Source organism: Pseudorhizobium sp. NPDC055634, assembly GCF_053618655.1.
The window spans coordinates 313,534-339,754 of sequence record NZ_JBSHHW010000001.1 but is presented as its reverse complement, the minus strand read 5'-3'; the positions used below and the strand labels follow the sequence as shown (position 1 = coordinate 339,754).

At 65.0% G+C, this 26,221-nt stretch carries 24 protein-coding genes; 22 read left to right on the top strand and 2 right to left on the bottom strand.

The window, feature by feature from the left end; translation table 11 throughout:
• Positions 1-35: 35 nt before the first annotated feature.
• From ACWGPT_RS01710 to ACWGPT_RS01660, 11 genes are all read left to right on the top strand, one after another.
• A complete protein-coding gene (locus ACWGPT_RS01710) occupies positions 36-1,241 on the top strand; it encodes an ABC transporter substrate-binding protein (protein ID WP_452603833.1) in 1,206 nt (401 codons plus the stop codon).
• Positions 1,242-1,247: 6 nt separating this feature from the next.
• Positions 1,248-2,030 carry an ABC transporter ATP-binding protein gene (locus ACWGPT_RS01705; RefSeq protein WP_452603832.1) on the top strand — a complete coding sequence of 261 codons (783 nt, stop codon included), beginning with the start codon at positions 1,248-1,250 and terminating at the stop codon, positions 2,028-2,030.
• A 1-nt stretch (position 2,031) separates the two neighbouring features.
• Positions 2,032-2,733: an ABC transporter ATP-binding protein gene (locus tag ACWGPT_RS01700; protein ID WP_452603831.1), complete on the top strand. Its 702-nt coding sequence runs from the start codon at positions 2,032-2,034 to the stop codon at positions 2,731-2,733.
• Between the two features lie 2 nt (positions 2,734-2,735).
• A complete protein-coding gene (locus ACWGPT_RS01695) occupies positions 2,736-3,623 on the top strand; it encodes a branched-chain amino acid ABC transporter permease (protein ID WP_452603830.1) in 888 nt (295 codons plus the stop codon).
• A gap of 115 nt (positions 3,624-3,738) precedes the next feature.
• A complete protein-coding gene (locus ACWGPT_RS01690; RefSeq protein WP_452604095.1) occupies positions 3,739-4,623 on the top strand; it encodes a branched-chain amino acid ABC transporter permease in 885 nt (294 codons plus the stop codon).
• Between the two features lie 45 nt (positions 4,624-4,668).
• Positions 4,669-6,264, top strand: a complete 1,596-nt coding sequence (locus ACWGPT_RS01685) for a GMC family oxidoreductase (RefSeq protein ID WP_452603829.1) — start codon at positions 4,669-4,671, stop codon at positions 6,262-6,264.
• Positions 6,265-6,297: 33 nt separating this feature from the next.
• A complete protein-coding gene (locus ACWGPT_RS01680) occupies positions 6,298-7,359 on the top strand; it encodes an enoyl-CoA hydratase/isomerase family protein (RefSeq protein WP_452603828.1) in 1,062 nt (353 codons plus the stop codon).
• 167 nt (positions 7,360-7,526) lie between these two features.
• Positions 7,527-8,513 (top strand): thiosulfate ABC transporter substrate-binding protein CysP, encoded by a 987-nt coding sequence (gene cysP / locus ACWGPT_RS01675; protein ID WP_452603827.1) that lies wholly within the window; start codon positions 7,527-7,529, stop codon positions 8,511-8,513.
• Positions 8,514-8,588: 75 nt separating this feature from the next.
• Positions 8,589-9,410: a sulfate ABC transporter permease subunit CysT gene (gene cysT / locus ACWGPT_RS01670; RefSeq protein WP_452603826.1), complete on the top strand. Its 822-nt coding sequence runs from the start codon at positions 8,589-8,591 to the stop codon at positions 9,408-9,410.
• 2 nt (positions 9,411-9,412) lie between these two features.
• Positions 9,413-10,318 carry a sulfate ABC transporter permease subunit CysW gene (gene cysW, locus ACWGPT_RS01665; protein ID WP_452603825.1) on the top strand — a complete coding sequence of 302 codons (906 nt, stop codon included), beginning with the start codon at positions 9,413-9,415 and terminating at the stop codon, positions 10,316-10,318.
• Positions 10,315-11,325 (top strand): sulfate/molybdate ABC transporter ATP-binding protein, encoded by a 1,011-nt coding sequence (locus ACWGPT_RS01660; protein WP_452603824.1) that lies wholly within the window; start codon positions 10,315-10,317, stop codon positions 11,323-11,325. Before cysW ends, ACWGPT_RS01660 begins: the two co-directional genes overlap by 4 nt.
• Before the next feature lie 57 nt (positions 11,326-11,382).
• Here ACWGPT_RS01660 and ACWGPT_RS01655 read toward each other — a convergent pair whose 3' ends face one another.
• Both ACWGPT_RS01655 and ACWGPT_RS01650 read right to left on the bottom strand, forming a co-directional pair.
• Entirely contained in the window at positions 11,383-12,819 is a 1,437-nt protein-coding gene (locus ACWGPT_RS01655) for an NAD-dependent succinate-semialdehyde dehydrogenase (protein ID WP_452603823.1), read from the bottom strand.
• Between the two features lie 214 nt (positions 12,820-13,033).
• Positions 13,034-14,221 carry an acyl-CoA dehydrogenase gene (locus ACWGPT_RS01650; protein WP_452603822.1) on the bottom strand — a complete coding sequence of 396 codons (1,188 nt, stop codon included), beginning with the start codon at positions 14,219-14,221 and terminating at the stop codon, positions 13,034-13,036.
• A gap of 97 nt (positions 14,222-14,318) precedes the next feature.
• On the opposite strand from ACWGPT_RS01650, the gene ACWGPT_RS01645 reads away from it, so the two are divergent.
• From ACWGPT_RS01645 to ACWGPT_RS01595, 11 genes are all read left to right on the top strand, one after another.
• Positions 14,319-15,239, top strand: coding sequence for a LysR family transcriptional regulator (locus ACWGPT_RS01645; RefSeq protein ID WP_452603821.1), 921 nt, complete (start codon positions 14,319-14,321; stop codon positions 15,237-15,239).
• Positions 15,240-15,352: 113 nt separating this feature from the next.
• Positions 15,353-16,402 (top strand): dipeptidase, encoded by a 1,050-nt coding sequence (locus tag ACWGPT_RS01640; protein WP_452603820.1) that lies wholly within the window; start codon positions 15,353-15,355, stop codon positions 16,400-16,402.
• A 49-nt stretch (positions 16,403-16,451) separates the two neighbouring features.
• The gene (locus tag ACWGPT_RS01635) at positions 16,452-18,092 is read left to right on the top strand and encodes an ABC transporter substrate-binding protein (protein ID WP_452603819.1); all 1,641 of its coding nucleotides are present in this window, start codon (positions 16,452-16,454) and stop codon (positions 18,090-18,092) included.
• Positions 18,093-18,110: 18 nt separating this feature from the next.
• Entirely contained in the window at positions 18,111-19,172 is a 1,062-nt protein-coding gene (locus ACWGPT_RS01630; protein WP_452604094.1) for an ABC transporter permease, read from the top strand.
• Entirely contained in the window at positions 19,169-20,101 is a 933-nt protein-coding gene (locus ACWGPT_RS01625) for an ABC transporter permease (protein ID WP_452603818.1), read from the top strand. Before ACWGPT_RS01630 ends, ACWGPT_RS01625 begins: the two co-directional genes overlap by 4 nt.
• A complete protein-coding gene (locus tag ACWGPT_RS01620) occupies positions 20,098-20,931 on the top strand; it encodes an ABC transporter ATP-binding protein (protein WP_452603817.1) in 834 nt (277 codons plus the stop codon). Before ACWGPT_RS01625 ends, ACWGPT_RS01620 begins: the two co-directional genes overlap by 4 nt.
• Positions 20,928-21,677, top strand: coding sequence for an ABC transporter ATP-binding protein (locus ACWGPT_RS01615; protein WP_452603816.1), 750 nt, complete (start codon positions 20,928-20,930; stop codon positions 21,675-21,677). Before ACWGPT_RS01620 ends, ACWGPT_RS01615 begins: the two co-directional genes overlap by 4 nt.
• A 15-nt stretch (positions 21,678-21,692) precedes the next feature.
• Complete coding sequence (locus tag ACWGPT_RS01610; RefSeq protein ID WP_452603815.1) at positions 21,693-22,601, top strand: LysR family transcriptional regulator; 909 nt, start codon at positions 21,693-21,695, stop codon at positions 22,599-22,601.
• 121 nt (positions 22,602-22,722) lie between these two features.
• The gene (locus ACWGPT_RS01605; RefSeq protein ID WP_452603814.1) at positions 22,723-24,240 is read left to right on the top strand and encodes an ABC transporter substrate-binding protein; all 1,518 of its coding nucleotides are present in this window, start codon (positions 22,723-22,725) and stop codon (positions 24,238-24,240) included.
• Positions 24,240-25,190 carry an ABC transporter permease gene (locus ACWGPT_RS01600; RefSeq protein WP_452603813.1) on the top strand — a complete coding sequence of 317 codons (951 nt, stop codon included), beginning with the start codon at positions 24,240-24,242 and terminating at the stop codon, positions 25,188-25,190. Before ACWGPT_RS01605 ends, ACWGPT_RS01600 begins: the two co-directional genes overlap by 1 nt.
• Positions 25,187-26,005, top strand: a complete 819-nt coding sequence (locus tag ACWGPT_RS01595; protein ID WP_452603812.1) for an ABC transporter permease — start codon at positions 25,187-25,189, stop codon at positions 26,003-26,005. The genes ACWGPT_RS01600 and ACWGPT_RS01595 overlap by 4 nt, the downstream gene beginning before the upstream one ends.
• Positions 26,006-26,221: the final 216 nt, after the last annotated feature.

Here is a 26,221-nt window from a genome sequence, read left to right as displayed (position 1 = left end):
GACTCGCGATCGGCTTTCTCTGGGAGGAGAACATCATGCGAAAGAGCCTCATCACGTCGCTTGCGTTCCTGCTGGCGGGGAGCACCGCCGCGCTGGCGCAGAGCGCCTCGGACGGCAAGGTCAAGATCGGCATCCTGAACGACCAGTCCGGCGTCTATGCGGATTTCGGCGGGAAATCGTCCGTGGAGGCCGCGAAGATGGCCATCGAGGATTTCGGTGGAAAGGTGCTGGACGTCGAGGTCGAGCTGGTCGACGCCGACCACCAGAACAAGCCGGACATCGCCTCCAACATCGCGCGCCAGTGGTACGATACCGAGCAGGTCGACGCGATCATGGAACTGACGACCTCGTCGGTCGCACTCGCCGTCCAGGCCCTCGCCAAGGAGAAGAAGAAGATCAATATCGTCACCGGGGCAGCGACCACCGACCTGACGGGCAAGCAGTGCAGCCCCTACGGCTTTCACTGGGCCTACGACACGCATGCGCTGGCCGTCGGCACGGGCGGGGCACTGGTGAAGCAGGGCGGCGACAGCTGGTTCTTCCTGACCGCCGACTACGCATTCGGCTATTCGCTGGAGGACCAGACGAGCGCCTACGTGAAGTCCGCCGGCGGCAACGTGGTAGGGTCCGTGCGCCATCCGCTGTCGACCAACGACTTCTCGTCCTTCCTGCTGCAGGCCCAGTCCTCCGGCGCCAAGGTGATCGGGCTCGCCAATGCCGGCCTCGACACGTCGAACGCCATCAAGCAGGCGGCCGAGTTCGGCATCACCGCGGGCGGGCAGAACCTCGCAGCCCTTCTCTTCACGCTGGCGGAAGTCCACGGCCTCGGCGTCGAGGCGGCGCAAGGGCTGACGCTCACCGAAGGCTATTACTGGAACCTCGACGACCAGAGCCGGGAGTTCGGCAAGCGCTTCTTCGAGCGCACCGGAAAGATGCCGAACATGATCCACGCCGGCACCTATTCCGCCGTCAGCCAGTATCTGAAGGCTGTCCAGCAGGCCGGCACGGACGAGACGGAGGCGGTGGCCAAGGCGCTGCACGAGATGCCGGTCGAGGATTTCTTCGCCCGCAACGGCACGGTCGGCGCCAATGGCCGGATGATCCACGACATGTATCTCCTGCAGGTCAAGAAACCCGGCGAGAGCAGCGAGGCGTGGGACTACTTCAACGTGCTTTCGACGATCCCGGGCAAGGAAGCCTATATCGATCCGGCCAAGAGCGGCTGCGAGCTGGTGAAGTAAGCCGTCATGGCCAGCAATGCGGCTCAAGCGCATGAGGAGCCGCGGGTGGTGCTTTCCGCCCGCGGTCTCACCCGGCGGTTCGGCGCGTTCGCGGCGGTGAAGGATGTCGACCTCGACGTCCAGCACGCTCGCGTCCATGCGCTGATCGGCCCGAACGGGGCCGGCAAGACGACCGTCTTCAACCTGCTCACCAAGTTCCTGCAGCCGTCGGCCGGGACGATCAAACTCCTGGGCACCGACATCACCAATACCGCGCCGGACAAGGTGGCGCGCATGGGGCTCGTCCGCTCGTTCCAGATTTCCGCGGTCTTTCCCCATCTCAGCGTTCTCGACAATGTCCGGGTAGCCCTGCAGCGACCCAACAATCTGGCGACGCAGTTCTGGCTGCCCATGTCGTCGCTCAACCGGCTGAATGCGAGAGCGGAGGAGCTTCTGGCGGAGGTCGGGCTGCTCGACGCGCGCGACGAGATCGCCGCGGATCTTTCCTACGGTCGCAAGCGCGTGCTGGAGATCGCTACGACGCTTGCGCTCGATCCCAAGGTCCTCCTCCTCGACGAGCCCATGGCCGGCATGGGGCAGGAGGATATCGGCACCGTCTCCGGCATCATCCGCAATGTCGCGAGGGAGCGAGCGGTGCTGATGGTGGAGCACAATCTCTCGGTCGTCGCCGACATCTGCCATCACGTGACCGTCCTGCAGCGCGGGGAGATCCTCGCCGAGGGCGACTATGCGACGGTCAGCCGGGACCCGCGGGTCCGTACGGCCTACATGGGTACCGAGGAGGCGTGAGATGAAACCCCTGCTGCAGGTTTCCGGCCTCAACGCCTGGTATGGCGAGAGCCACGTTCTGCATGGCGTCGACATGACGGTCGGCGAGGGCGAGATGATCACCATCCTCGGCCGCAACGGCGTCGGCAAGACGACGACGCTTCGGACCATCATGGGGATCGTTCGCGAGCGCAAGGGCAAGATCCTGTTCGACGGCCGCGACATGATGGACGTGCCGCTTCATCGCACCGCCCATGCGGGGATAGGCTTCGTGCCGGAGGAGCGGGGCATCTTCGCGACGCTGACGGTCGAGGAGAACCTCATGCTGCCGCCGGTCGTCGCGGGCACCGGCATGGTGCTGGAGGAGATCTACGAACTCTTCCCCAACCTTCTCGAGCGCCGCACGAGCCCCGGAACCAAGCTTTCGGGCGGGGAGCAGCAGATGCTGGCGATCGCCCGTATTCTCCGGACCGGGGTGCGGCTGCTGATCCTCGACGAGCCGACGGAGGGGCTCGCGCCGGTCATCGTCCAGCGGATCGGCGAGGTGCTGAAGACGTTGAAGGAGCGGGGGATGACGGTCCTTCTGGTGGAGCAGAACTTCCGCTTCGCCAGCCGCGTCGCCGATCGTTTCTATCTCATGGAGCATGGCCGGATGGTGGCTGACTTCCCGGTCGGCGAGCTGCCCGAGCGGATGGACATGCTTCACAAGGTTCTGGGGGTGTGACCATGACGATGATCTTCGGTATCCCGATCCAGGCATTTCTGGGCCAGTTGCTCATCGGGCTGATCAACGGCTCCTTCTATGCGCTGCTGAGCCTCGGGCTGGCGGTCATCTTCGGCCTCTTGCGCGTCATCAACTTCGCCCATGGCGCGCAGTACATGCTGGGCGCCTTCACGGCGCTGCTGCTCCTCCAGTATTTCGGTATCAACTACTGGCTGGCCCTCGTCGTCGCGCCGCTCATCGTCGGGCTTCTTGGCGCGCTCATCGAGCGGACCATGCTCAGCCGTCTCTACAAGCTCGACCCGCTCTACGGCCTGCTCTTCACCTTCGGGCTGGCGCTCGCGATCGAGGGGACGTTCCGCTACCTCTACGGGGCCGCGGGACAACCTTATTCCGTCCCGGTCGCGCTCTCGGGCGGCGTCAATCTCGGCTTCATGTTCCTGCCGGTCTACCGAGGCTGGGTCGTGGTCATCTCGCTTGTCGCCTGCATCGGCACGTGGCTGCTGATCGAGAAGACCAAGCTCGGCTCCTACCTGCGGGCCGCCACGGAAAATCCGGTTCTCGTTCAGGCCTTCGGCGTCAACGTGCCGATGCTCCTGACGCTGACCTATGGACTTGGGGCGGCGCTCGCAGCCTTCGCGGGCGTGCTTGCCGCTCCCATCTACCAGGTCTCGCCGCTGATGGGCACCAACCTCATCATCGTCGTCTTCGCGGTGGTCGTCGTCGGCGGCATGGGGTCGATCCTGGGCGCCATCATCACCGGCTACATGCTCGGCATCGCCGAGGGACTGACCAAGGTCTTCTATCCGGAGGCCTCCAACATCGTCATCTTCGTCATCATGGCGATCGTGCTGCTCATCAGGCCGGCGGGCCTCTTCGGACGGGATGCGTGACATGAGCCATACCACCCAGGCGGCAAGCGGGATCAGGAACGGGCGTGCTCCGGCGGCATCCTTCACCTATGCGGCGTTCCTGCTGGCGGGACTGGCCTTCCTGCTGGTCGCGCCGATGTTCCTCTATCCGATCTTCCTGATGAAGCTCCTCTGCTTCGCGCTCTTCGCCTGCGCCTTCAACCTGCTCCTCGGCTATACGGGGCTGCTTTCCTTCGGCCATGCCGCCTTCTTCGGCGGCGCGGCCTATTTCACGGCCCACGCGGTGAAGGAATGGGGCTGGACGCCGGAACTCGGCATCCTGCTCGGCGTCGCCGGCGCGGCCGGGCTCGGGCTCGTGATGGGCTTCGTCGCCATCCGCCGCCAGGGCATCTACTTCGCGATGATCACGCTCGCGCTGTCGCAGATGTTCTACTTCTTCTGCCTGCAGGCGCAGTTCACCCGCGGCGAGGACGGGATCCAGCAGGTACCCCGCGGACACCTGTTCGGTCTTATCGACCTCAATGTTGCGACCAACATGTATTATTTCGTGCTGGCGGTCTTCGTCATCGGCCTCGTGATCATCTGGCGCTTCGTCAACTCGCCCTTCGGCATGATCCTCAAGTCCATCCGGGAAAACGAGGCACGCGCCACGTCGCTCGGCTATTCGGTGGCGCATTACAAGCTCGGCGCCTTCGTCATGTCGGCGGCACTCGCCGGGCTCGCCGGCGCCGTCAAGTCGCTCGTCTTCCAGTTCGCGACGCTGACCGACGTGACCTGGCAGATGTCCGGCGAGGTGATCCTGATGACGCTGCTAGGCGGCATCGGCACCCTGATCGGGCCGATCTTCGGGGCAGGCCTGGTCGTGACGCTGCAGAACTACCTCGCGACATCGGAATTCCCGGTGACGATCATCACCGGCGTCGTCTTCATGGTCTGCGTGCTCGTCTTCCGCCGCGGCATCATCGGCGAGTTCTACGCGTCGCGCATCGGTCGCCGGCTCGGGTTCGAACACAGGCACTGAAGGGCTGGACGCGCGGGACGGGCATGCGGCCTCTGGAGACGTGACATGCAGCAATACGACTATATCGTCGTGGGCGCGGGGAGCGCTGGATGCGTGCTCGCCAACCGGTTGTCGGCCGACAGCCGCAACCGGGTCCTGCTCCTGGAGGCGGGGGGCAGCGACAATTATCACTGGGTCCACATCCCGGTCGGCTATCTCTACTGCATCAACAATCCGCGCACCGACTGGTGCTTCACCACGGAGAAGGAGGAGGGCCTGAACGGCCGCTCTCTCTCCTATCCGCGCGGCAAGCTGCTGGGCGGCTGCTCGTCCATCAACGGCATGATCTACATGCGCGGCCAGGCGCGGGACTATGACCTCTGGCGCCAGCTCGGCTGCGAGGGCTGGGGCTGGGACGACGTGCTTCCCTATTTCAAGCGGTCTGAGGATCATTACCGCGGGGCGGACGACCTGCATGGCGCCGGCGGCGAATGGCGGGTGGAAAAATCGCGCGTGCGCTGGGCCGTGCTCGACGCCTTCCAGAGGGCAGCCGAGGAGGCGGGCATCCCGATCACCGACGACTTCAACCGCGGCTCCAACGAGGGGTCAGGATATTTCGACGTGAACCAGCGTTCCGGCATCAGGTGGAACACGGCCAAGGCCTTCCTCCGCCCGGCCAGGGGAAGGCGCAACCTGACGATCCTGACGAAGGCCCATGCGCGGCGCCTGATCGTCGAGGCCGGCGAGGTGAAGGGCGTCGAGTTCCAGCACGACGGCATTGCGAAGCGGGCTTTCGCCTCTCGCGAGACGATCCTGAGTGCCGGGTCCATCGGGTCGCCGCAGATCCTGGAACTGTCCGGGATCGGCCGGGGCGAGGTGCTGCGGGAGGCGGGAATAGAGGTGGTCAGGGAGGTAAAGGGGGTCGGAGAAAACCTGCAGGACCACCTGCAACTGCGCATGGTCTACAAGGTAACGGGCGTTCCGACGCTCAACGAGAAGGCATCGCGCCTTATCGGCAAGGCTGCGATCGGGCTCGAATATGCGTTGCGCCGGTCGGGGCCGATGTCGATGGCGCCGAGCCAGCTCGGCATCTTCACGCGGTCGGGACCGGACAAGGACATGCCCGACCTGCAATACCACATCCAGCCGGTTTCGCTGGACAAGTTCGGCGACCCCGTCCACGGCTTCCCGGCCATGACGGCTAGCGTGTGCAACCTGAGGCCGGAAAGCCGGGGGTCGGTGCATGTGAAGAGCGGCGACTTTGCCGCGCCGCCGGCCATCCGGCCGAACTACCTTTCGGCACCCGCCGACCGGGAGGTCGCGGTAAAGGCGATCCGCCTCACGCGCGAGATCGTCCGCAAGCCATCGTTTGCCCGCTACCATCCGGAGGAATACAGGCCCGGACCGGGCTACGAGAGCGACGACGATCTCGAGAGGGCGGCCGGCGAGATCGGCACCACGATCTTCCATCCGGTCGGGACGGTACGCATGGGCGCCGATCCCGACAGCGTCGTCGATCCCCGGCTGCGCCTGCGGGCGCTCGGGCGGCTGCGGGTGGCGGACGCGTCGATCATGCCGAATATCGTTTCCGGCAACACCAATTCCCCGACTATCATGATCGCGGAGAAGGCAGCCGAAATGATTCTGGCCGACAATCGATGACCGGAGGGCGGCGTGCAGGGCAAGGACAGGGCGATGAGCGACGAAGTCATTCTTGACCGGGCAGGGTCGGCGGCCGTGATCCGGCTCAACCGGCCGACGGCGCTGAACAGCATCAACCTGCCGATGGTGCGCACGATCCGCCACGCTCTCGAACAGTATCGGGACGATCCGTCGACCGGGGCCGTCATCCTCAGGGGCGAGGGCGAAAGAGGCCTTTGTGCCGGCGGCGATATCCGCGTGCTCTACGACCTGGGCAAGGCCGGCGATCCGGAGGTCACCCGCTTCTGGCGCGAGGAATTTCCGCTCAACTATACCATCGCGCACTACCCCAAGCCCTATGTCGCGCTGATGGACGGGATCACCATGGGCGGCGGCGTCGGGCTGTCCGCGCACGGTCGCCACCGCGTGGTCACCGAGCGAACCCGGCTTGCCATGCCCGAGACCGGGATCGGCTATTTTCCGGACGTGGGGGCGACGTGGCTCCTGCCGAAGGCGCCCGGCGAGGTCGGAACATGGATGGCGCTGACGGGCCAGGAGGTCGATGGCGCCGGAGCGATCTATGCGGGCCTTGCCGATGCGTTCTTGCCTTCGGAACGTCTGGATGCGCTGGTCGATGCGATCGGCGCCCTGGGCGGGGAGGCCGGGAATGGCAAGGTCGACGATACGATCGCGAGCTTCGCGGTTCCCCCCGCAGAAAGCGTGCTCGAGAAGAACCGACAGCTGATCGACCGCTGCTTCGGCTTCGACGGCGTCGAGGACATTCTTGCCGCGCTTGCGGCGGAGGAGGGAGACTTCGCCGCCACCACCCGCGAGGCCATGCTCAAGCGCTCGCCAACCAGTCTGAAGCTCAGCTTGCGCCTGCTGCGCGCCGGGCGCCAGAGTTCGGGTCTGGTGGAATGCCTTGAGCGGGAATTCGGGGCAGGCGTGGAAATCCTGCGCCATCACGACTTCTACGAAGGGGTGCGGGCGGCGATCATCGACAAGGACCGCAATCCCCGTTGGTTGCCGGCAGGCCTTAGCGACGTGACAGGGGACAGCATCGAACGCTACCTGCAGGGCAAGCACGGAGGCCTGTTCCCGGACCACCGTCTCTGACGGAGTGCTCAGGCGGGCGGTTTTCGCCTGCGTAGCAGATCCCTATCGCCGAAGACGCTCCGAACGGAACATAATTTCCACCCTTTGCGTGCTGGAGGGCGCCGGTTTCTCGCGGACATGCCGGGCGATCACTATCTTCCGGACATCAACGAATTCCGGAGACCTTCATGAACCGCCTCCTCGTCCTCAGCACCGCTCTCGCCGCACTCTTTGCAGCGCCCGCCTTCGCGCAGTCGCCGAACACGCTGCTGAACGCGTCCTACGACGTTGCCCGCGAAGTCTTTGCGGCGCAGAACGAAGCATTCGTCAAGCAGAACCCGGGCATCACCATCGACCAGTCGCATGCCGGCACGTCGAAGCAGGCACGCGCCATCGTCGAGGGCCTGGAAGCGGATGTCGTCACCTTCAACCAGGTGACCGATATCGACTTCCTGGTGAAGCAGGGCTTCGTTTCCGACGACTGGCAGCAGGATTTCCCCAACAGCGCCTCTCCGTTCTATTCGTTCCCGTCCTTCCTGGTGCGCGAAGGCAATCCGAAGAACATCAAGGACTGGAGCGACCTGGCGCGCGAAGACGTGAAGGTGGTCTTCCCCAATCCCAAGACCTCCGGCAACGCCCGCTATACCTATCTCGCGGCGGTGGCCTACGCGAAGGAAGCCTTCAACGGCGACGAGGAGAAGATCGAGGCGTTCATCAGCAAGATCTTCGACAACGTCCCGGTTTTCGACACGGGAGGCCGCGCCGCCACCACCACGTTCGTGGAGCGCGAGATCGGCGACGTCCTGATCACCTTCGAAGCCGAGACGCGGGCGATTGCCAAGCAGTATGGCGAGGACAAGTTCGACGCAGTCATTCCGTCGGTCAGCCTGCTTGCGGAGTTCCCGGTGGCGATCGTCGACAAGGTGGCGGACAAGCGCGGCTCCCGCGATCTCGCCAAGAGCTATCTGGATTTCCTCTACAGCGAAGAAGGGCAGCGGATCGCAGCCGATTTCGGCCACCGCGTTCACAACGAGAAGGTCGCCGCCGAGTACAAGGACCAGTTCCCGGAAATCCGGCTGGTCAACGTCGATGACGTCTTCGGCGGCTGGGGCAAGATCCAGGAAGAGCATTTCGCTTCCGGCGCCACCCTCGACACGCTCTACGGCAACCGTTAATCCGTCTCCCAGGACGACCCTCCCGGCGGTCGAAAGGCCGCCGGGTTTTTGCATTCGTAGGACAGGGGAATACGTTTGAGACGCAATGTCCTGCCGGGATTGTCGCTTTCGCTCGGCATAACGCTCTTCTATGTCGGCCTGATCGTAGTGCTGCCGCTTGCGGCGCTGATCTTCAAAGCCGCCAGTCTGGGGCCTGCCGACTATTGGGCGATCGTCTCCTCTCCCCGGGCCGTCGCAAGCTACCGCGTCACCGTCCTGACCGCCCTCGGGGCGACTGCCTTCAACCTCGTCTTCGGCCTCGCGCTCGCCTGGGTGCTGACGCGATACCGCTTTCCGGGCTGGCGCCTCGTCGACGCCATGGTCGACCTGCCGTTCGCATTGCCCACCGCCGTCGCGGGGATTTCGCTCACCGCGCTCTTCGCGACCAACGGCTGGTTCGGCTCGGTGCTTGCCGATCTCGGGATCAAGGTCGCCTATACGCCGCTCGGCATCATGATCGCCATGTGCTTCACGTCGCTGCCCTTCATCGTGCGCACCGTGCAGCCGGTCCTGGAGGATCTCGATCCGGCGCTGGAAGAGGCGGCGCAATCACTCGGTGGCTCCGACTGGGCGATCTTCCGCAAGGTCATCCTGCCGCTGCTGACGCCGGCGCTGCTGGCCGGCCTTTCCCTGTCCTTCGCGCGGTCGCTCGGCGAATTCGGGGCCATCATCTTCATCGCCGGCAACCAGCCGATGTCGACGGAGATAACCGCGCTCCTCGTCTTCATCCGCCTTGAGGAATACGACTACCAGGCGGCGGCCGCGATCGCCTCCGTCCTCCTCTTCACCGCCTTTGCCATGCTGGCGATCACCAATCTGCTGCAGGCGCGGGCGCTGCGCTATACCGTGAGGAACTGAGGATGTCGGCCGTCCATTCCCGCAACAAGCCCCCGCGCGTCGGAGACCAGCCGGTCTTCCGCCGCGTCATGATCGGCGTCGTGCTGATCCTCGGTGCGCTGCTCATCCTCGCGCCCCTCGTCGTCATAGGCTTCGAAGCCTTTTCCAAGGGGTGGCGCGTCTATGTGGAGACGCTCGCCCATCCGGATACCCGCCACGCCATCATGCTGACGGTCATAACGGCGCTCGTGGCGGTTCCGGTCAACACCGTCTTCGGCGTTGCTGCCGCCTGGGCGATCACCAAGTTCGACTTCCCGGGCCGCCGTCTCCTGCTTGTGGTGATCGAGATCCCGTTTTCCGTCTCGCCGATCGTCGCGGGCGTCGCCTACCTGTTCGTCTATGGTCTGCAGGGCGTTTTCGGCCCCTTGCTGGAGGCCTATGACATCAAGATACTCTTCGCCTTGCCGGGGATCATCCTCGCCTCGCTGTTCGTCACGGCTCCCTTCGTGGCGCGCGAACTCATTCCGCTGATGCAGGCGCAGGGCAGGGACCTCGAGGAGGCCGCGACCTCGCTCGGCGCGTCGGGCTGGCGCACCTTCTTTTCGGTCACGCTTCCGAACATCAAGTGGGCGCTGCTCTACGGGGTGGTGCTCTGCAATGCCCGCGTGATGGGCGAATTCGGCGCCGTGTCGGTGGTCTCCGGCAATATCCGCGGCCAGACCAACACGCTGCCGCTCCATATCGAACTTCTCTACCACGATTACCAGGCCGCCGGTGCCTTCGCCTCGGCCTCGATCCTGGCGGTCCTGGCCGTGTTCACCATCATCGCCAAGGTTGCGCTGGAAGGGCGAGGCGCCGGTCGCGTCCGCCGTCCCTCGCTGTCCGCACCGCCCGTATCGGCCGTACCTGCCGTGGAGCCCAAGCCATGAAGATCCGCCTCGACCGCGTCGCGAAGACCTTTCAGACCTTCCGTGCCGTACGCGACGTCTCGCTGGAGATCGGGAGCGGCGAACTGGTTGCCCTGCTCGGGCCGTCCGGTTCGGGCAAGACGACCATATTGCGCATGGTCGCCGGTCTCGAATACGCCGATGGCGGGCATATCTATTTCGGCGAGCAGGACGCGACCGACATTCCGGTCCGCGAGCGTGGCGTCGGTTTCGTCTTCCAGCATTATGCGCTCTTCCCGCACATGACGGTGGCGGAGAACATCGCCTTCGGCATGAAGGTATCCAAGGTGAGGCGCGAGAAGGCGGCGATCGCAAGGCGCGTCGAGGACCTGCTGCGGCTCGTGCGACTGGAGGGGCTCGGCGATCGCTTCCCGGCGCAGATCTCCGGCGGCCAGCGCCAGCGCGTGGCGCTTGCCGTCGATCCGAAGGTGCTGCTGCTCGACGAACCCTTCGGCGCGCTCGACGCCGCCGTCCGGCGCGACCTGCGTCGCTGGCTGCGGGAAATCCATGACGAACTCGGCATCACCACGCTCTTCGTCACCCACGACCAGGAGGAGGCCCTCGACCTGGCTGACCGCGTGGTCATCCTCAACGAGGGAATGATCGTCCAGGAGGGAACGCCGCAGCAGGTCTGTCGTGATCCGAACTCCGCCTTCGTCACCCGCTTCCTCGGCGATGCGAACCGGTTTGCGGCGGAAGTCCGCGGCGGCGTGGCCCGTTCGGAAGGTGCTTCGGTGCCGGCGGGCGACGTCAGGGATGGGCCGGCGGAGGTCTATGCCCGCCCCGGAGACCTGGACTGGTCGACGACCGGGCCCGGCATTGCCGCGACCATCACCCGCGTGCTGGACCGGCCCGGCGGGCGCCGCGTCGTGGCGATCACCACCGGCGGCGAGCATCTGGAATTCGACGTGGAGCCGGAACTCGGCGTCCGCGCCGGCGAGCAGGGGTTCGTGACCCTCAGGCGGGCACAGGTCTTTGCCGCCGAGTAGGCAGTAAAGAAGGCCGGCGAAACATTCCGCCGGCCCTTTTGCATATCGATCAGACGATCAGTTCATCTGCGTGACGAAGCGGGTCTCCAGGTAGGCTTCGACGGCTTCCGAACCGCCTTCGGTGCCGTAGCCTGAATCCTTGATGCCGCCGAAGGGCACTTCCGGAATGGAAAGCCCGTTGTGGTTGATCGTCAGCATGCCGGCTTCCATGTTGCGGCTGAGCGCGTGCGCGGTCTTCACCGAGCCGGTGAAGGCGTAGGAGGCGAGGCCGAAGGGCAGGCGGTTGGCTTCCTCGAGCGCCTCGTCGATCGACGAGAAGCGGTTGATGATGGCGAGCGGCCCGAAAGGCTCGTCGTTCATCATCTTGGCCGATGTCGGCACGTCTGCAAGGACGGTGGGCTCGAAGAAATAGCCCTTGTTGCCGATCCGCTTTCCGCCGGTCTTCAATTCGGCACCCTTCGAGACGGCGTCGTGGATCATGTCCTCCATGGCCGGGATGCGGCGCTCGTTGGCGAGCGGTCCCATTGTCACGCCGTCCTCCAGTCCGTTTCCGACCTTGATGGCTTGGGCGGCCTTCACGAAGCCCTCGACGAAACGGTCGGCCACGGCGTCCTGGATCAGGAAGCGGGTCGGGGCGACGCAGACCTGCCCTGCGTTCCTGAACTTCGCCGCCGCGGTGACCTCGATCGCCTTATCGAGATCGGCGTCGTCGAAGATGATCGCCGGGGCGTGGCCGCCGAGTTCCATCGTCGCGCGCTTCATGTGCCTGCCGGCCAGTGCCGCCAGGTGCTTGCCGACCGGGGTGGACCCGGTGAAGGAGATCTTGTGGATGACCGGATGGGGGATCAGGTATTCCGAGATTTCGGAGGGAATGCCGTAGACGAGGTTGACGACGCCTGCCGGGACGCCCGCATCGACGAAGACCCGGATCAGTTCGGCCGGGGAGGCCGGGGTTTCCTCGGGCGCCTTGACGATGATCGAGCAGCCGGTGCAGAGCGCCGCGGAAAGCTTGCGGACGATCTGGTTGATCGGGAAGTTCCACGGCGTGAAGGCGGCAACCGGTCCGACCGGAAGCTTGACCGTCATCTGCGAAACGCCGCTGAAGCGCGACGGAATGACCTGGCCGTAGGTGCGGCGGCCTTCTTCCGCGAACCAGTCGATCGTGTCGGCGGCGCCGAGGATCTCGGCCGTCGATTGCGCCAGCGGCTTGCCCTGTTCGCGCGTCATCAGCCAGGAGACGTAGTCGACGCGATCGCGAAGCAACTGGGCTGACTTGCGCATGATCCTGGCGCGCTCCAGCGGCGACGTGTCCCGCCAGACCTTGAAGCCGCGCTCAGCCGCCTCTAGGGCGACGTCGAGATCCGCCTTCCTGGCGTGGGCGATCTTGCCGATGACTTCTTCCGTGGCCGGATCCGACACTGGAATGGTCTCGCCGGCGACGGCGTCGCGCCAGGAGCCGTCGATGAAAAGCTGGATGTCGGGATAGGAATGCATCGTGTGAACCTTGTTTACCTGAAAGACCGGAACCTGAGAGGCCGGCGAACCCTTTCGGGTGATGCCGGTGGAGCCCTGGCGGAGCGGTGTGACGGCGGCAGGGCCGCCCGTCCGCCTTCCCCACATAGGCCTTCCGGCCGATCGATCCAAGGTCGAAGGCGGTAACAAGGGGCGAAATGCCGGCGGCAGGTCACCGCCGGCATTTTCCGGGTTCTCAGAAGAATGCCTGGATGCCCGTCTGGGCGCGGCCGAGGATGAGAGCATGGACGTCGTGTGTGCCCTCGTAGGTGTTGACCGTCTCAAGGTTCTGCGCGTGGCGCATCACGTGGTACTCGATCTGGATGCCGTTGCCGCCGTGCATGTCGCGGGCCTGGCGGGCGATGTCGAGCGCCTTGCCGCAGTTGTTGCGCTTGATGATGGAGATCATTTCCGGCGCCATCTTCTTCTCGTCCATCAGTCGGCCGACGCGGAGCGATGCCTGCAGGCCAAGCGCGATCTCCGTCTGCATGTCGGCGAGCTTCTTCTGGTAGAGCTGCGTGCCGGCGAGGGGCTTGCCGAACTGCTTGCGGTCGAGGCCATACTGGCGGGCGCGGAACCAGCAGTCTTCCGCCGCTCCCATGACACCCCAGGAAATGCCGTAGCGGGCACGGTTGAGGCAGCCGAACGGGCCCTTGAGGCCGGAAACGTTGGGAAGCAGGGCATCCTCGCCCACCTCGACGCCGTCCATGACGATCTCGCCGGTGATGGAGGCGCGCAGCGACAGCTTGCCGCCGATCTTCGGCGCCGAGAGGCCCTTCATGCCCTTTTCCAGCACGAAGCCGCGGATCTCGTTGTTGTGGGCTTCCGACTTGGCCCAGACCACGAAGACATCGGCGATCGGGGCGTTGGAAATCCACATCTTGGAACCGCGCAGGCGATACCCGCCGTCGATCTTCTCGGCGCGCGTCTTCATGCCGCCGGGATCGGAACCGGCGTCGGGCTCGGTAAGGCCGAAGCAGCCGATCAGTTCTCCGGAGACGAGGCCCGGGAGGTACTTGTCCTTCTGTTCCTCCGAGCCGTAGGCATAGATCGGATAGATCACCAGCGAGGACTGGACGCTCATCATCGAGCGGTAACCGCTGTCGATGCGCTCGACCTCGCGGGCAACCAGCCCGTAGGCCACGTAGCTCGCGTCGGCGGCGCCGTATTTTTCAGGCAGTGTAACACCCAGAAGTCCGGCCTGGCCCATCAGGCGGAAGAGTTCCGGTTCCGTGATCTCGTTGAGATAGGCCTCCTGGATGCGGGGCAGGAGTTCGGACTTTCCGAAAGCGGCCGCGGCATCGCGGATCATGCGTTCTTCTTCGGTCAACTGGTCTTCGATAAGGAAGGGATCTTCCCAGGAAAATGCTGCGCGTCCGCTCACGGTGAACCTCCATTGTTGTGGCGGGATTATCGGCGACCGGTTCCAGTGCAGCAAGGTGCGTTTACTCATTCCCCCATGAGTGATAGTAATAGGACGTATGACCAGTCTCAGTCGTCGCCTGCTTCCTTCCACCGCCGCGCTCGCGGCGTTCGAGTCCGTTGCGCGCCTGCGCAGCTTCTCTGCCGCGGCGGAAGAGCTAGCCCTGACGCAAGGGGCCATCAGTCGCCAGGTTTCCGGGCTTGAGGACCTTCTCGGCACCCTTCTGTTCGAACGGACGAGCCGCGGCGTCGTGTTGACGTCGGCGGGCGCCGAATATGCCAAGGCGGTCGGCGCGGCGCTCTCCCAGATAAGGTCGGCCTCGCTTCAGGCCATGACCAAACGGCATAACGACACGCTGAACCTCGCCATATTGCCCACCTTCGGAACGCGCTGGCTGATGCCCCGCATTCCGGGCTTCGTCGCCCGTCACCCGGAGATCACCCTCAACTTCGCCACCCGGATCGGCATCTTCGATTTCGAGCGCGACGGCATAGACATGGCGATCCATATCGGTCAGCCGGACTGGCCGGGTGCCGACTGCGCCTTCCTGATGGAGGAGATGGTCGCGCCGGTCTGCAGCCCCGCCTTCCTTGCCGATCATCCGATCGGCCGGGCGGAGGACATCATGGGCCTTCCGCTCCTCCACATGGCCTCGCGCCCGCGTGCATGGGCGCACTGGTTCCAGAGCCTCGGCATCCCGGGCGGGCCTGCCCAAGGCATGCGCTTCGAACAGTTCGGCAGCGTCGCCCAGGCCTGCGCAGCCGGGCTGGGCGTGGCGCTGATGCCGCTTTTCCTGATCGATTCGGAACTCGCAACGGGCCGGCTGGTGCAGGCCTATCCGCACCAGGTGCGCAGCCCCAGCGCCTATTATGCGGTCGCGCCCCTCACCAAGACCGACTTCCGCCCGGTCGTGGCCTTCCGCTCCTGGCTGCTGGAGGAGGTGGAGCGCTATCGGGGCGGCGAAGTGATCGCCTGGTAGGACCGCCCGGCTGTTCAGAAATGCGAAATGGGTCTTGCGGTCGCGGGCACGCGGGATAGGATCGGCCGTCATCCACGACCCCGCTCCCTTACAAACTTCTCAGGACATTCCCAATGGAACTGGTGTTCGACGGCCATAACGATGTGCTCTTGCGGCTCTGGCGAACGATGAAGGCGGGCGGCGATTCGATCTCGGAGTTCATGGACGGCACGCCGGAGGGGCACATCGACGGTCCGCGCGCGAGGAGCGGCGGGCTCGCGGGCGGCTTCTGCGCCATCTACATCCCCTCAGGCGACCTCATCCTCAAGGAGCCGAACGCATCCGGCCACTATGACACGCCCCTCGCCGCGCCGCTGGCGTTCGAACCCTCGCTCGAGATCGCGCTCCAGAAGATGGCAATCGCGCTGCGGCTCGAAAGAGCAGGGGCCTGGCGCATCTGCCGGTCCACGAGGGACATCCGCGACGCCATGGCGGAAGGGATCTTCGCATCGGTGCTTCACATGGAGGGATGCGAGGCCATCGACCGGGGCCTCGACAACCTGGAAGTCTTCTACGCCGCCGGGCTGCGGTCGCTCGGGCCGGTCTGGAGCCGGAACAACATCTTCGGCCACGGCGTCCCGTTCTCCTATCCGAAGTCACCGGACACGGGGCCCGGCCTGACCGAGGCGGGTTTCGACCTCGTGCGCGCCTGCAACCGGATGGGCATTCTCGTCGACCTTGCGCATATCACCGAACAGGGTTTCTGGGACGTCGCGAAGACAACCGACCAGCCGCTCGTCGCCAGCCATTCGAACGCCCACGCGCTCACGCCCGTCGCGCGCAACCTGACCGACCGGCAGCTGGACGCGATCAGGGATTCCAACGGCATCGTCGGCCTGAACTATGCCGTGACCATGCTGCGGCCCGATGCGCGCGACAGCGCCGACACGCCGCTCACCGACATGATCCGCCACGTCGACTACATGGTCGAGCGCATGGGGATCGATCATGTCGCGCTTGGTTCGGACTTCGACGGGGCGACGATTCCGGCGGCGATCGGGGATGCCGGCGGCACTCAAAATCTGGTTGCGGCCCTCCGGGACGCGGGATACGCTGACGACGATTTGAAGAAGATATGCCGGGAGAACTGGCTCAGGGTCTTGGCGTCGGCCTGGCGCGAATAGCCGTCAGGCGGCCGGAAAAAGGCAACTCATCAACCGGGGAACAAGAACAATGATCGACTTGCTGAACAAACGCGTGCGCCTGATGGCTTCCAGCGCTGCCCTTGCGGTGCTTCTGGCGGCGACACCCCAGGCATTCGCCGCAACGCCCGCGGATACGCTGGTCCAAGGCTGGGCCATCGACGACATCATCTCGCTCGATCCGGCAGAAGCCTTCGAACTCTCGGCGGCGGAGATGACGGCCAATACCTATAGCAAGCTCGTGGGCCTCGACCTCAACGACACATCGAAGGTCGTGGGCGAGCTTGCCGACAGCTGGACCATTTCCGACGACGGGCTGACCTATACGTTCAAGCTGAAGCCGGGGCTTACGTTTGCGTCCGGCAATCCGTTGACGGCAGAGGACGTGGCCTTTTCCTTCGAACGCGCCGTGAAGCTCGACAAGTCCCCCGCCTTCCTGCTGACCCAGTTCGGGCTCACCGGCGACAACGTCACCGAAAAGGCCAAGGCCGCCGACGAGACCACGTTCGTCCTCACCGTCGACAAGCCCTATGCCCCGAGCTTCGTTCTCAACGTGCTGACCTCCACGGTGGCGGCGGTCGTCGACAAGAAGCTGGTCATGGAGAATGCCCAGCCGGTCACCCCGAGCGAGGAATACAAGTACGACACCGATTTCGGCAACGCATTCCTGAAGACCGGCTATGCGGGCTCCGGTCCGTTCAAGCTGCGCGAATGGCGCGCGAACGAGGTCGTCGTGCTTGAACGCAACGACAACTACTTCGGCGAAAAGCCCCCGCTCGCGCGCGTCATCTACCGCCACATGAAGGAGAGCGCCGGCCAGCGCCTCGCGCTCGAAAACGGCGACATCGACGTGGCCCGCAACCTCGAGCCGGGCGACGTGCAGGCGATCTCCGACAAGGAAGGCCTCGACACCACGTCCGCGCCGAAGGGAACAATCTATTATTTCAGCCTCAACCAGAAGAACGAGACCCTGGCCAAGCCGGAGGTCATCGAGGCGTTCAAGTACCTCGTCGATTACGACGCGATCGGCGAAACCCTGATCAAGGGCATCGGGACGATCCACCAGACCTTCCTGCCTGCGGGCCAGCTCGGTGCATCGACGGAGAAGCCCTACAGCCTGAATGTCGAGAAGGCCAAGGAACTGCTGGCCAAGGCGGGACTTGCGGACGGCTTCTCGGTAACGATGGACGTACGCAACAACCAGCCGGTCACCGGCATTGCCGAGAACGTGCAGCAGACGCTCGCACAGGCCGGCATCAAGCTGGAAATCATTCCCGGCGACGGCAAGCAGACGCTGACCAAGTACCGCGCGCGCCAGCACGATATCTATATCGGCCAGTGGGGCTCCGACTATTTCGACCCGAACTCCAACGCCGAGACCTTCACCTTCAATCCGGACAATTCCGACGAAGGCACCAACAAGACGCTCGCCTGGCGCAATGCCTGGGACCCGGAGGGCCTGAGCGAGAAGACCCAGGCGGCGCTGGTCGAGAAGGACAGCGACAAGCGCGCGGCCATCTATGACGAACTCCAGAAGGAAGTGCTGGCGCGGGGTCCGTTCGTGATCGTATTCCAGCAGACGGAAGTGGCGGGCTATTCGGACAAGCTGAAGAACTACAAGCTCGGTCCGAGCTTCGACACCAACTTCCTGCATAGCGTCTCCAAGGAATAGTCGGGTCCAGCCTTGACCATCTCCGACACCAATACGGCGCTTCGGCGCGGCGGAAGCCGCGCCAGGCGTCGGGGACTGGCGATCCTCGGCTTCCTGCTGACGGTCGCGACCACCTTCCTCGGCCTGCTCGCCGTGACCTTCTTCATCGGTCGGGTGGTGCCGATCGACCCGGCCCTGGCGATCGTCGGCGATCGTGCGCCGGCGCACGTGGTCGAGCGCGTCAGGCTCGAACTCGGCCTGCACCTGCCGCTCTACCAGCAGTTCTGGATCTACCTGAAGCAGGCGCTCTCCGGCGATTTCGGCACTTCGGTCCTGACCACCAATCCGGTTCTGACCGACATTAAGCGGGTCTTCCCGGCGACGATCGAGCTTGCGACGGTCGGCACCATCATCGGTGCGGTCCTCGGCGTGCCGCTCGGCGTGCTCGCGGCCGTCAAGCGCGGCTCGCTCATCGACCAGGTCGTGCGGGTGATCGGGCTCGTCGGCTATTCGGTGCCGATCTTCTGGCTCGGCCTGCTTGCCCTCCTGCTCTTCTATGCGAAGCTCAACTGGGTCGCCTATCCGGGCCGGGTGGACATCGTCTACGAATACAGCTTCACACCGGTCACCGGTTTCTTCCTGCTCGATGCTGCCATGCAGCGCCAGTGGGACGTGCTCTGGGATCTCCTGCGGCACATCATTCTTCCGGGTGCGCTGCTCGGCTATTTCTCGCTCGCCTATATCAGCCGGATGACGCGCTCCTTCATGCTGAACGAACTCTCGCAGGAGTATATCGTCGCGGCCCGGGCGAAAGGGTTGTCGGAAGCGCGGATCATCTGGTTCCACGCTCTGCGCAATGCGGCTGTTCCGCTCGTCACGGTGATCGCGCTTTCCTATGCCGGACTTCTCGAGGGCTCCGTGCTGACGGAAACGATCTTCGCCTGGCCCGGGCTCGGGCTCTACATCACCAATTCGCTGCAGAACGCGGACATGAACGCGGTGCTCGGCGGGACCGTCGTCATCGGCTCGGTCTTCGTCGGTATCAACCTCCTGTCCGACCTTCTCTACCGGACGCTCGATCCAAGGACGCGCAACCGATGAGCATCGCCGAGGTCCAACCCAGACCCTACAGCCGCGAGTGGCTTCTTTCCGACCGGCCATCCTCGCGCCGGCAGGCCCGGCTCGGCCGCGCCTATGTCATCTGGCGGCGCTTTGCGGAGAACCGGCTCGCGCTTCTCGGCCTGTTCATCCTGATTGCCCTGCTGTTCGTGGCCGCTTTCGCCGATGTCCTCGCTCCGCACAATCCGCTGCAGGGCGACCTGCGCAACGCGCGGCTGCTACCGCCGGGCGCCGACGGCTATATCCTCGGCACGGACGACCAGGGACGGGACATCCTCTCGCGGCTGATCCACGGCTCCCGGCTGACGCTCTTCGTCGTCGTGCTGGTCGCGGTCATCGCCGCGCCCGTCGGCCTCATCGTCGGGACGGTTTCGGGCTATGCGGGCGGCGCTATCGATGCCGTGCTGATGCGCATCACCGACATCTTCCTCGCCTTCCCAAAGCTGGTGCTGGCGCTTGCGCTGGTCGCCGCACTCGGGCCCGGGATCGAGAACGCGATCCTCGCCATTGCCGTCACCTCCTGGCCACCCTATGCGCGCATCGCCCGCGCCGAGACCATGACCTTCCGCAACTCGGAGTTTATCTCCGCCGTGCGCCTGATGGGGGCGTCGCCGCCCCGCATCGTCATGCGCCACGTCATGCCGCTCTGCCTCTCCTCGCTGATCGTCCGGGTCACGCTCGACATGGCGGGCATCATCCTCACGGCCGCGGGTCTCGGCTTCCTCGGCCTCGGCGCGCAACCGCCCCTTCCGGAATGGGGTGCGATGATCGCCTCCGGTCGCAGGTTCATCCTCGACCAGTGGTGGGTCGCCGCCATGCCGGGTCTCGCCATCCTGATCGTCAGCCTCGGCTTCAACCTGCTCGGCGACGGACTGCGCGACGCGCTCGATCCGAAGGAGGCGGGCCAATGACGCCGCTTCTCAGCGTCGAGAACCTGCGCGTCGGCTTTCCCACCCGCACGGGGCTGGTGCAGGCGGTACGCGGCGTTTCCTTCGAGCTTGGCCGGGAGCGCCTCGGCATCGTCGGCGAGTCCGGTTCGGGAAAGTCGCAGACGGGACGCGCCATCATGGGGCTCACGGCGCCCCAGGCGGTCATCACCGCCGACCGCCTCGCCTTCGGGGACACCGATCTCCTCAGCCTGTCTCCGAAGGAACGGCGCCGGCTGCGCGGCCGGCGCATGGCCATGGTCCTGCAGGACCCGAAATACTCGCTCAACCCGGTGATGACGATCGGCCGGCAGATCGTCGAGACATTGCGGACGCACGAGGATATCGGCCAGTCGGAGGCGAAAGCGAGGGTGCTCGCCATGCTCGAGGCGGTGCAGATTTCAGATCCGGAACGGGTCTTCGGGCTTTATCCGCACGAGGTTTCCGGCGGAATGGGCCAGCGGGCGATGATCGCCATGATGCTGATCTGCGGGCCGGAGCTTCTGATCGCCGACGAACCGACGTCGGCGCTCGACGTGACGGTCCAGATCGAGGTGCTGTCCATCCTCGACAAGCTCGTCGCCGAACGCGGCATGGGGCTGATCTTCATCAGCCATGATCTCCGGCTGGTATCGACCTTCTGCGACCGGGTGCTCGTCATGTATGCCGGGCGGGTCGTCGAGGAGCTTTCCTCCGCCAACCTGCACGAGGCGCGGCATCCCTATACGCAGGGCCTGCTGAACTGCCTGCCGCAGATCGGCAACCATCGCCGCCCGCTTCCGGTCCTGGAGCGGAAGCCGGAGTGGGCGCTATGACGACAGCTCTTTCCGTACGCGATATGACGGTCGTCTACGACGCGTTCGCCGCCCTCGATCGGGTGAGCGTCGAGGTCGATCATGGCGAGTCCTTCGGAATCGTCGGCGAGTCGGGTTCCGGCAAGTCGACCCTCTTGCGCGCGGTGACCGGGCTTACCGCCTTCCAGGAAGGGACCCTGACCGTCGATGGACGCGAATATCGCGGCCAGAAGCGCGGCGCGGACTTCTACCGGACCGTCCAGATGGTCTTCCAGGACCCCTACGGATCGCTGCATCCGCGCCAGACGGTGGACCGGCTTCTCCTTGAGCCGCTCGTGATCCACGGCTTCGACGACGTCGACCGGCGGATCGCCCGGGCGCTGGATGAAGTCGGCCTGGGTTCCGGGTTCCGCTTCCGCTATTCGCACCAGCTTTCGGGCGGCCAGCGCCAGCGTGTCGCGATCGCCCGGGCGCTGATCGTCGAGCCGAAGATACTGCTTCTCGACGAGCCGACCTCGGCGCTCGATGCGTCCATACAGGCGGAAATCCTCAACCTGCTGGAGCAGGCCCGCCGGGACCGGGGCCTGACCTTCGTGATGGTCAGCCACGATCTCGGCGTCATCAGCCACATGTGCGAACGTGTCGCCGTGATGAAGGGCGGCCAGGTGGTGGAGACGGTGCCGGTCGATGCGCTCGAGAAGCGGGAGTTCTCGCAGGACTATACCCGCCGGCTGCTGGCCGCCAGCGAGGGCTTTCGCCGTGACTGACCGGAGGGCAGGAGAATGAACCTTCGTGCCCTCATGTATTTCGACGAGGTCGTCCGCACCAATTCGATGCGGGCGGCGGCCGAGAACCTCAATGTCGCGGCGACCGCGGTCAGCCGCCAGATCGAGAACCTCGAAGAGTATTTCGGCGCCCAGCTCGTGGAGCGGACCAATCGCGGCATCCGGCTTACGGCCGCCGGCCGCCTGCTGGCGGAGCGGGCGGGACGGACCCTGCGCGAACTGGAGCATGTCCACCAGCTGATCTGCGATCTCCAGGGACTGGAGGGAGGAAGGGTCTCGATCCACGCCAACGGCGCCACGGTCGCGAACGTCATTGCGCCGGTGCTTGCCGAATTCAGCATTCGTCATCCGAAGCTGCGGTTCGAGGTCGCGATCACCAGTGCCCGGCAGGCCATCGAGGCGCTCGGCACCGGCGAGGCCGACCTTGCGGTCTCCCTCTTCGCGCCCTCGGTTTCCGGGGTGAAGCTGCGGATGCGTTCGGCGATCGTCTATGACGTCATCGTCAACCCGGTCGAGCCGGCGGCGAAGGCGGGCGAGATCACCCTGCAGCAACTGGCGCGCATGCCGCTTGCGCTGCCCGAGCGCGGCTTTACGGCCCGGCAGGCGATCGAGGAAATCTTCGCCGGGGAAGGGATCGGTCTCGACCCGGTCTTCGTCAGCAGTTCCGTCGAAATGCTCAAGGAACTGGTCCTGCGCGGGGCCGCGGTGACGCTGCTACCCGCACTTTCCGTCCGGCGGGAGATCGACGCAGGCCTGCTGGTCGCCGTGCCGGTGGCGGAGGGCAAGGCCATCCACACCTCGATCGATCTCTGCGTCTCCGCAGACCGGCAACTGTCTCACGCGGCAAACGCACTGGCGCAGTTCATCGAGGATTACATGGATCCGAAGGCCGGAACGCAGCGATGATGCACCGCGGGCGATCCTCTGTGTAGCCATTCAGGCTACGCAACCTAGCATTTGTTGCTATTGTGTGTCCGCGAGGGAAATGCCATATGCGTTTCTGGTTCTTTCCAGCCGGAGGCTCACCATGCGTATCCGTTTTCCGCTCAGCGCCGTTGCGACCAGCGCCTTTCTCGCAACTGCAGTCATGGCGACCATGCTGCCCGGCGAGGCGGTCTCCGCGCCGAAGACATCCGCCACGATCGGCATGGCGGTCGAGCCGACGGGCCTCGACCCGACCATCGCTGCACCCGTCGCGATCGGCCAGGTCACCTGGCAGAACATCTTCGAGGGACTGACCACGATAGACCGGAACGGAGAGATAAAACCGCAGCTGGCCGAAAGCTGGGATATCTCCGAGGACGGGCTGACATATACATTCAAGCTCCGCGAGGGCGTCACCTTTCACGACGGCGAAGTCTTCGATTCATCCGTCGCGAGGTTCACGATCGAGCGGGCGCGAGGCGAAGAGTCGGTCAATCCGCAGAAGCGCTATTTCGCGACGATCCAATCCGTCGAGACGCCTGACCCGCGGACGCTCGTGCTGAAGCTTTCAAAGCCGACCGGCAGCCTTCTCTACTGGCTGGCATGGCCCTCTTCCAGCATGGTAGGCACCCGCTCCGCCGACAACAACAAGACCACGCCGATCGGCACCGGCCCTTTCACCTTCGTCCGCTGGGCCAAGGGTGACAAGGTGGAGCTGGCGCGCAATCCGAACTACTGGAACCCCGAGGTTTCGGTCGGGCTGGAGACGGTCGCGTTCCGCTTCGTGCCGGATCCCCAGGCGCAGGCCGCGGCGCTCAAGGCCGGGGACGTGGATGCCTTCCCGGAATTCGGGGCGCCCGAGCTGATGCACAGCTTCGACGGCGACGAGCGCCTGGTCACGGTGATCGGCAATACCGAACTCAAGGTCGTGGCCGGCATGAACAACGACCGCAAGCCCTTCAACGACAAGCGCGTCCGTCAGGCGTTGATGATGGCGATCGATCGCAACCTGATCCTCGAGGGCGCCTGGTCGGGCTACGGCACGCCGATCGGGAGCCACTACACGCCGAATGATCCGGGCTACCTCGACCTCACCGATGCCTATCCCTACGATCCGGAAAAGGCGAAGGCCCTTCTGGCGGAAGCGGGCTTTGCCGACGGCCTCAGCTTCACCATCAAGGCGCCTCAGATGGCCTATGCGCAGCGGACCTCGCAGATCATGCAGGCCATGTTTGCCGAGATCGGCGTGACGATGAACATCGAGACCACCGAGTTTCCCGCCAAGTGGGTGTCGGACGTGCTGAAGGCGGCGGATTACGACATGACGATCGTCGCCCATGCCGAACCGATGGACATCGACATCTACGCGCGCGATCCCTACTATTTCAACTACCGGAACCCGGCCTTCAACGAGGTCATGGACAAGGTCCAGCAGACCAGCGACGCCGGCGAGCAGGCGGCGCTCTATGGCGAGGCGCAGAAAATACTGGCCGAGGACGTTCCCGCACTCTACCTCTTCGTGATGCCGAAGCTTGGCGTGTGGGACCGCAAGCTCAAGGGCCTTTGGGAGAACGAGTCCATTCCCTCGAACGTGCTGACGGAGGTCTATTGGGAGGAGTGATGATCGGCCTTGTCGCCCGCCGCTTCGCAGGCCTGATCCTCACGCTTTTCATTGTCTCGGTACTGATCTTCACCGTGATGGACCTGCTGCCGGGCGATCCCGCCTCGATCATGCTCGGCACGTCCGCGAGGCCCGATACCCTGGCCGCGCTTCAGAGGGAACTGGGCCTCGACCAGCCGCTCCCGGTTCGCTACCTCACATGGCTCGGCGGCGTGCTGGCGGGCGATCTCGGGGTCTCCTACACCTACGGCGTTCCCGTCGCGGGGCTGATCGCGGAGCGCCTCGCGGTGACGCTGCCATTGGCTTTCATGGCCATCCTCATATCGCTCGCAATCGCCATCCCCGCCGGAGTGCAGGCCGCGCGGAGCCGCAACGGCCCGGTGGATGTCGCGATCGGCCTGTTTTCCTATACGGGGATTGCCGTTCCCTCCTTCTGGTTCGGGCTGCTGCTGATCCTCCTGTTTGCAACCGACCTCGGATGGTTTCCTGCGGGCGGGTTTCCGGGCTGGGGGGAGGGTGGCGTCGCGGCCGTGAAGGCGCTGGTCCTGCCCGCGCTGGCACTGGCGCTGCCGCAGGCCGCGGTGCTCACCCGGGTGACGCGATCGGCGGTCCTCGACGTCCTTGCCGAGGACTATATCAGGACAGCGCGCGCCAAGGGATTGAGCGAGCGGGCGGCCGTCTGGCGGCACGCCCTTCCGGCGGCGCTCGTGCCGATCGCCACCATGCTCGGATTGCAGTTCACCTTCCTCGTGGCCGGTGCCGTCCTCGTGGAGAACGTCTTCAATCTTCCCGGTCTCGGGCGTCTCGCCTTCCAGGCTCTCTCGCAGCGGGACGTCATCGTCATGCAGGATGTGATCCTGCTCTTTGCGGCGCTGGTCATCGTGGTCAACTTCGTGGCGGACGTCGCGCATCTCGTCCTCGATCCCCGACTGCGGACGGTCCAGCGATGAGGACGCTCCTGTCTCGCCGGCCACTCCTGCTTGCAGGGATCGTGCTGACGGCCGCGCTGTCGATGGTGGCACTCCTTTCGCTGTTCTGGACACCCTTGCCTCCCGCCAAGATGCAGATCGCGGCGCGGTTGAAGGCGCCGATGGAGCATGGCTTGCTCGGGACAGACCAGTTCGGCCGCGACATGGTTTCCATGCTGATGGGCGGCGCCTGGAACTCGCTCTCCACCGCGGTGGCGGCGGTCGCCATCGGCGCGAGCCTCGGAACGCTCATCGGGCTCGCCGTCGCGACGCGCAGTGGCTGGGTAAGTTCCGCGGTGATGCGCGGGTGCGACATCATATTCGCGATCCCGCCGATCCTGTCGGCCATGATGCTCGCGGCCTTCATCGGTGCGGGGAGGTTCACGGCGATCATCGCGATTGCGGTCTTCATGATCCCGGTCTTCGCACGCCTGGCGCTTGCGGCGGCGATGCAAATATGGACGCTGCCCTATGTCCGCGCGGCCATCGGCATGGGGCGTGCGAACTGGAAGATCACGCTCGTGCACGTGCTCCCCAACATTGCCGGGCTGATCATCGTCCAGGTGACCATCCAACTGGGGCTTGCCATCCTGACGGAGGCTGGCCTCGGCTTCCTGGGGCTCGGCATGGCACCGCCCGCTCCCAGCTGGGGGCGGATGCTTGCCGATGCGCAGACGTATCTCGGCCAGGCGCCATGGCTGGCACTTCTGCCGGGGCTCGCGATCTTCCTCTCGGTTCTCGGCTTCAGCCTCCTGGGGGACGGGCTCAGGGATCATCTCGACCGACGCTCGCGCTAGCGGAAAGTTTTCTGGAACAAAATCGGTGCCGGGCCATTAACCGCTTGCAGTGCGGAGGGGCGAGCCGTGCGCGCCGACCATTGCGTTCGCCCGAGGAGGCTCGCTGTTGATGGCATTCTTCGGTGACCGGTCGGTCTTCCATCCCCAGCCCTCTTTACCTCGTCGGCTCCCCTAGGGGCGGACGGGGCACTGCGTCGATTGATGTTTTCGCCGAGA

Coding starts and splice junctions, on each gene's coding strand:
- ACWGPT_RS01710 (WP_452603833.1), top strand. CDS start 36: ATGCGAAAGAGCCTCATCACGTCGCTTGCGTTCCTGCTGGCGGGGAGC.
- ACWGPT_RS01705 (WP_452603832.1), top strand. CDS start 1,248: ATGGCCAGCAATGCGGCTCAAGCGCATGAGGAGCCGCGGGTGGTGCTT.
- ACWGPT_RS01700 (WP_452603831.1), top strand. CDS start 2,032: ATGAAACCCCTGCTGCAGGTTTCCGGCCTCAACGCCTGGTATGGCGAG.
- ACWGPT_RS01695 (WP_452603830.1), top strand. CDS start 2,736: ATGACGATGATCTTCGGTATCCCGATCCAGGCATTTCTGGGCCAGTTG.
- ACWGPT_RS01690 (WP_452604095.1), top strand. CDS start 3,739: ATGTTCCTCTATCCGATCTTCCTGATGAAGCTCCTCTGCTTCGCGCTC.
- ACWGPT_RS01685 (WP_452603829.1), top strand. CDS start 4,669: ATGCAGCAATACGACTATATCGTCGTGGGCGCGGGGAGCGCTGGATGC.
- ACWGPT_RS01680 (WP_452603828.1), top strand. CDS start 6,298: ATGAGCGACGAAGTCATTCTTGACCGGGCAGGGTCGGCGGCCGTGATC.
- cysP (WP_452603827.1), top strand. CDS start 7,527: ATGAACCGCCTCCTCGTCCTCAGCACCGCTCTCGCCGCACTCTTTGCA.
- cysW (WP_452603825.1), top strand. CDS start 9,413: ATGTCGGCCGTCCATTCCCGCAACAAGCCCCCGCGCGTCGGAGACCAG.
- ACWGPT_RS01660 (WP_452603824.1), top strand. CDS start 10,315: ATGAAGATCCGCCTCGACCGCGTCGCGAAGACCTTTCAGACCTTCCGT.
- ACWGPT_RS01655 (WP_452603823.1), bottom strand. CDS start 12,819: ATGCATTCCTATCCCGACATCCAGCTTTTCATCGACGGCTCCTGGCGC.
- ACWGPT_RS01645 (WP_452603821.1), top strand. CDS start 14,319: ATGACCAGTCTCAGTCGTCGCCTGCTTCCTTCCACCGCCGCGCTCGCG.
- ACWGPT_RS01640 (WP_452603820.1), top strand. CDS start 15,353: ATGGAACTGGTGTTCGACGGCCATAACGATGTGCTCTTGCGGCTCTGG.
- ACWGPT_RS01635 (WP_452603819.1), top strand. CDS start 16,452: ATGATCGACTTGCTGAACAAACGCGTGCGCCTGATGGCTTCCAGCGCT.
- ACWGPT_RS01625 (WP_452603818.1), top strand. CDS start 19,169: ATGAGCATCGCCGAGGTCCAACCCAGACCCTACAGCCGCGAGTGGCTT.
- ACWGPT_RS01620 (WP_452603817.1), top strand. CDS start 20,098: ATGACGCCGCTTCTCAGCGTCGAGAACCTGCGCGTCGGCTTTCCCACC.
- ACWGPT_RS01615 (WP_452603816.1), top strand. CDS start 20,928: ATGACGACAGCTCTTTCCGTACGCGATATGACGGTCGTCTACGACGCG.
- ACWGPT_RS01610 (WP_452603815.1), top strand. CDS start 21,693: ATGAACCTTCGTGCCCTCATGTATTTCGACGAGGTCGTCCGCACCAAT.
- ACWGPT_RS01605 (WP_452603814.1), top strand. CDS start 22,723: ATGCGTATCCGTTTTCCGCTCAGCGCCGTTGCGACCAGCGCCTTTCTC.
- ACWGPT_RS01600 (WP_452603813.1), top strand. CDS start 24,240: ATGATCGGCCTTGTCGCCCGCCGCTTCGCAGGCCTGATCCTCACGCTT.
- ACWGPT_RS01595 (WP_452603812.1), top strand. CDS start 25,187: ATGAGGACGCTCCTGTCTCGCCGGCCACTCCTGCTTGCAGGGATCGTG.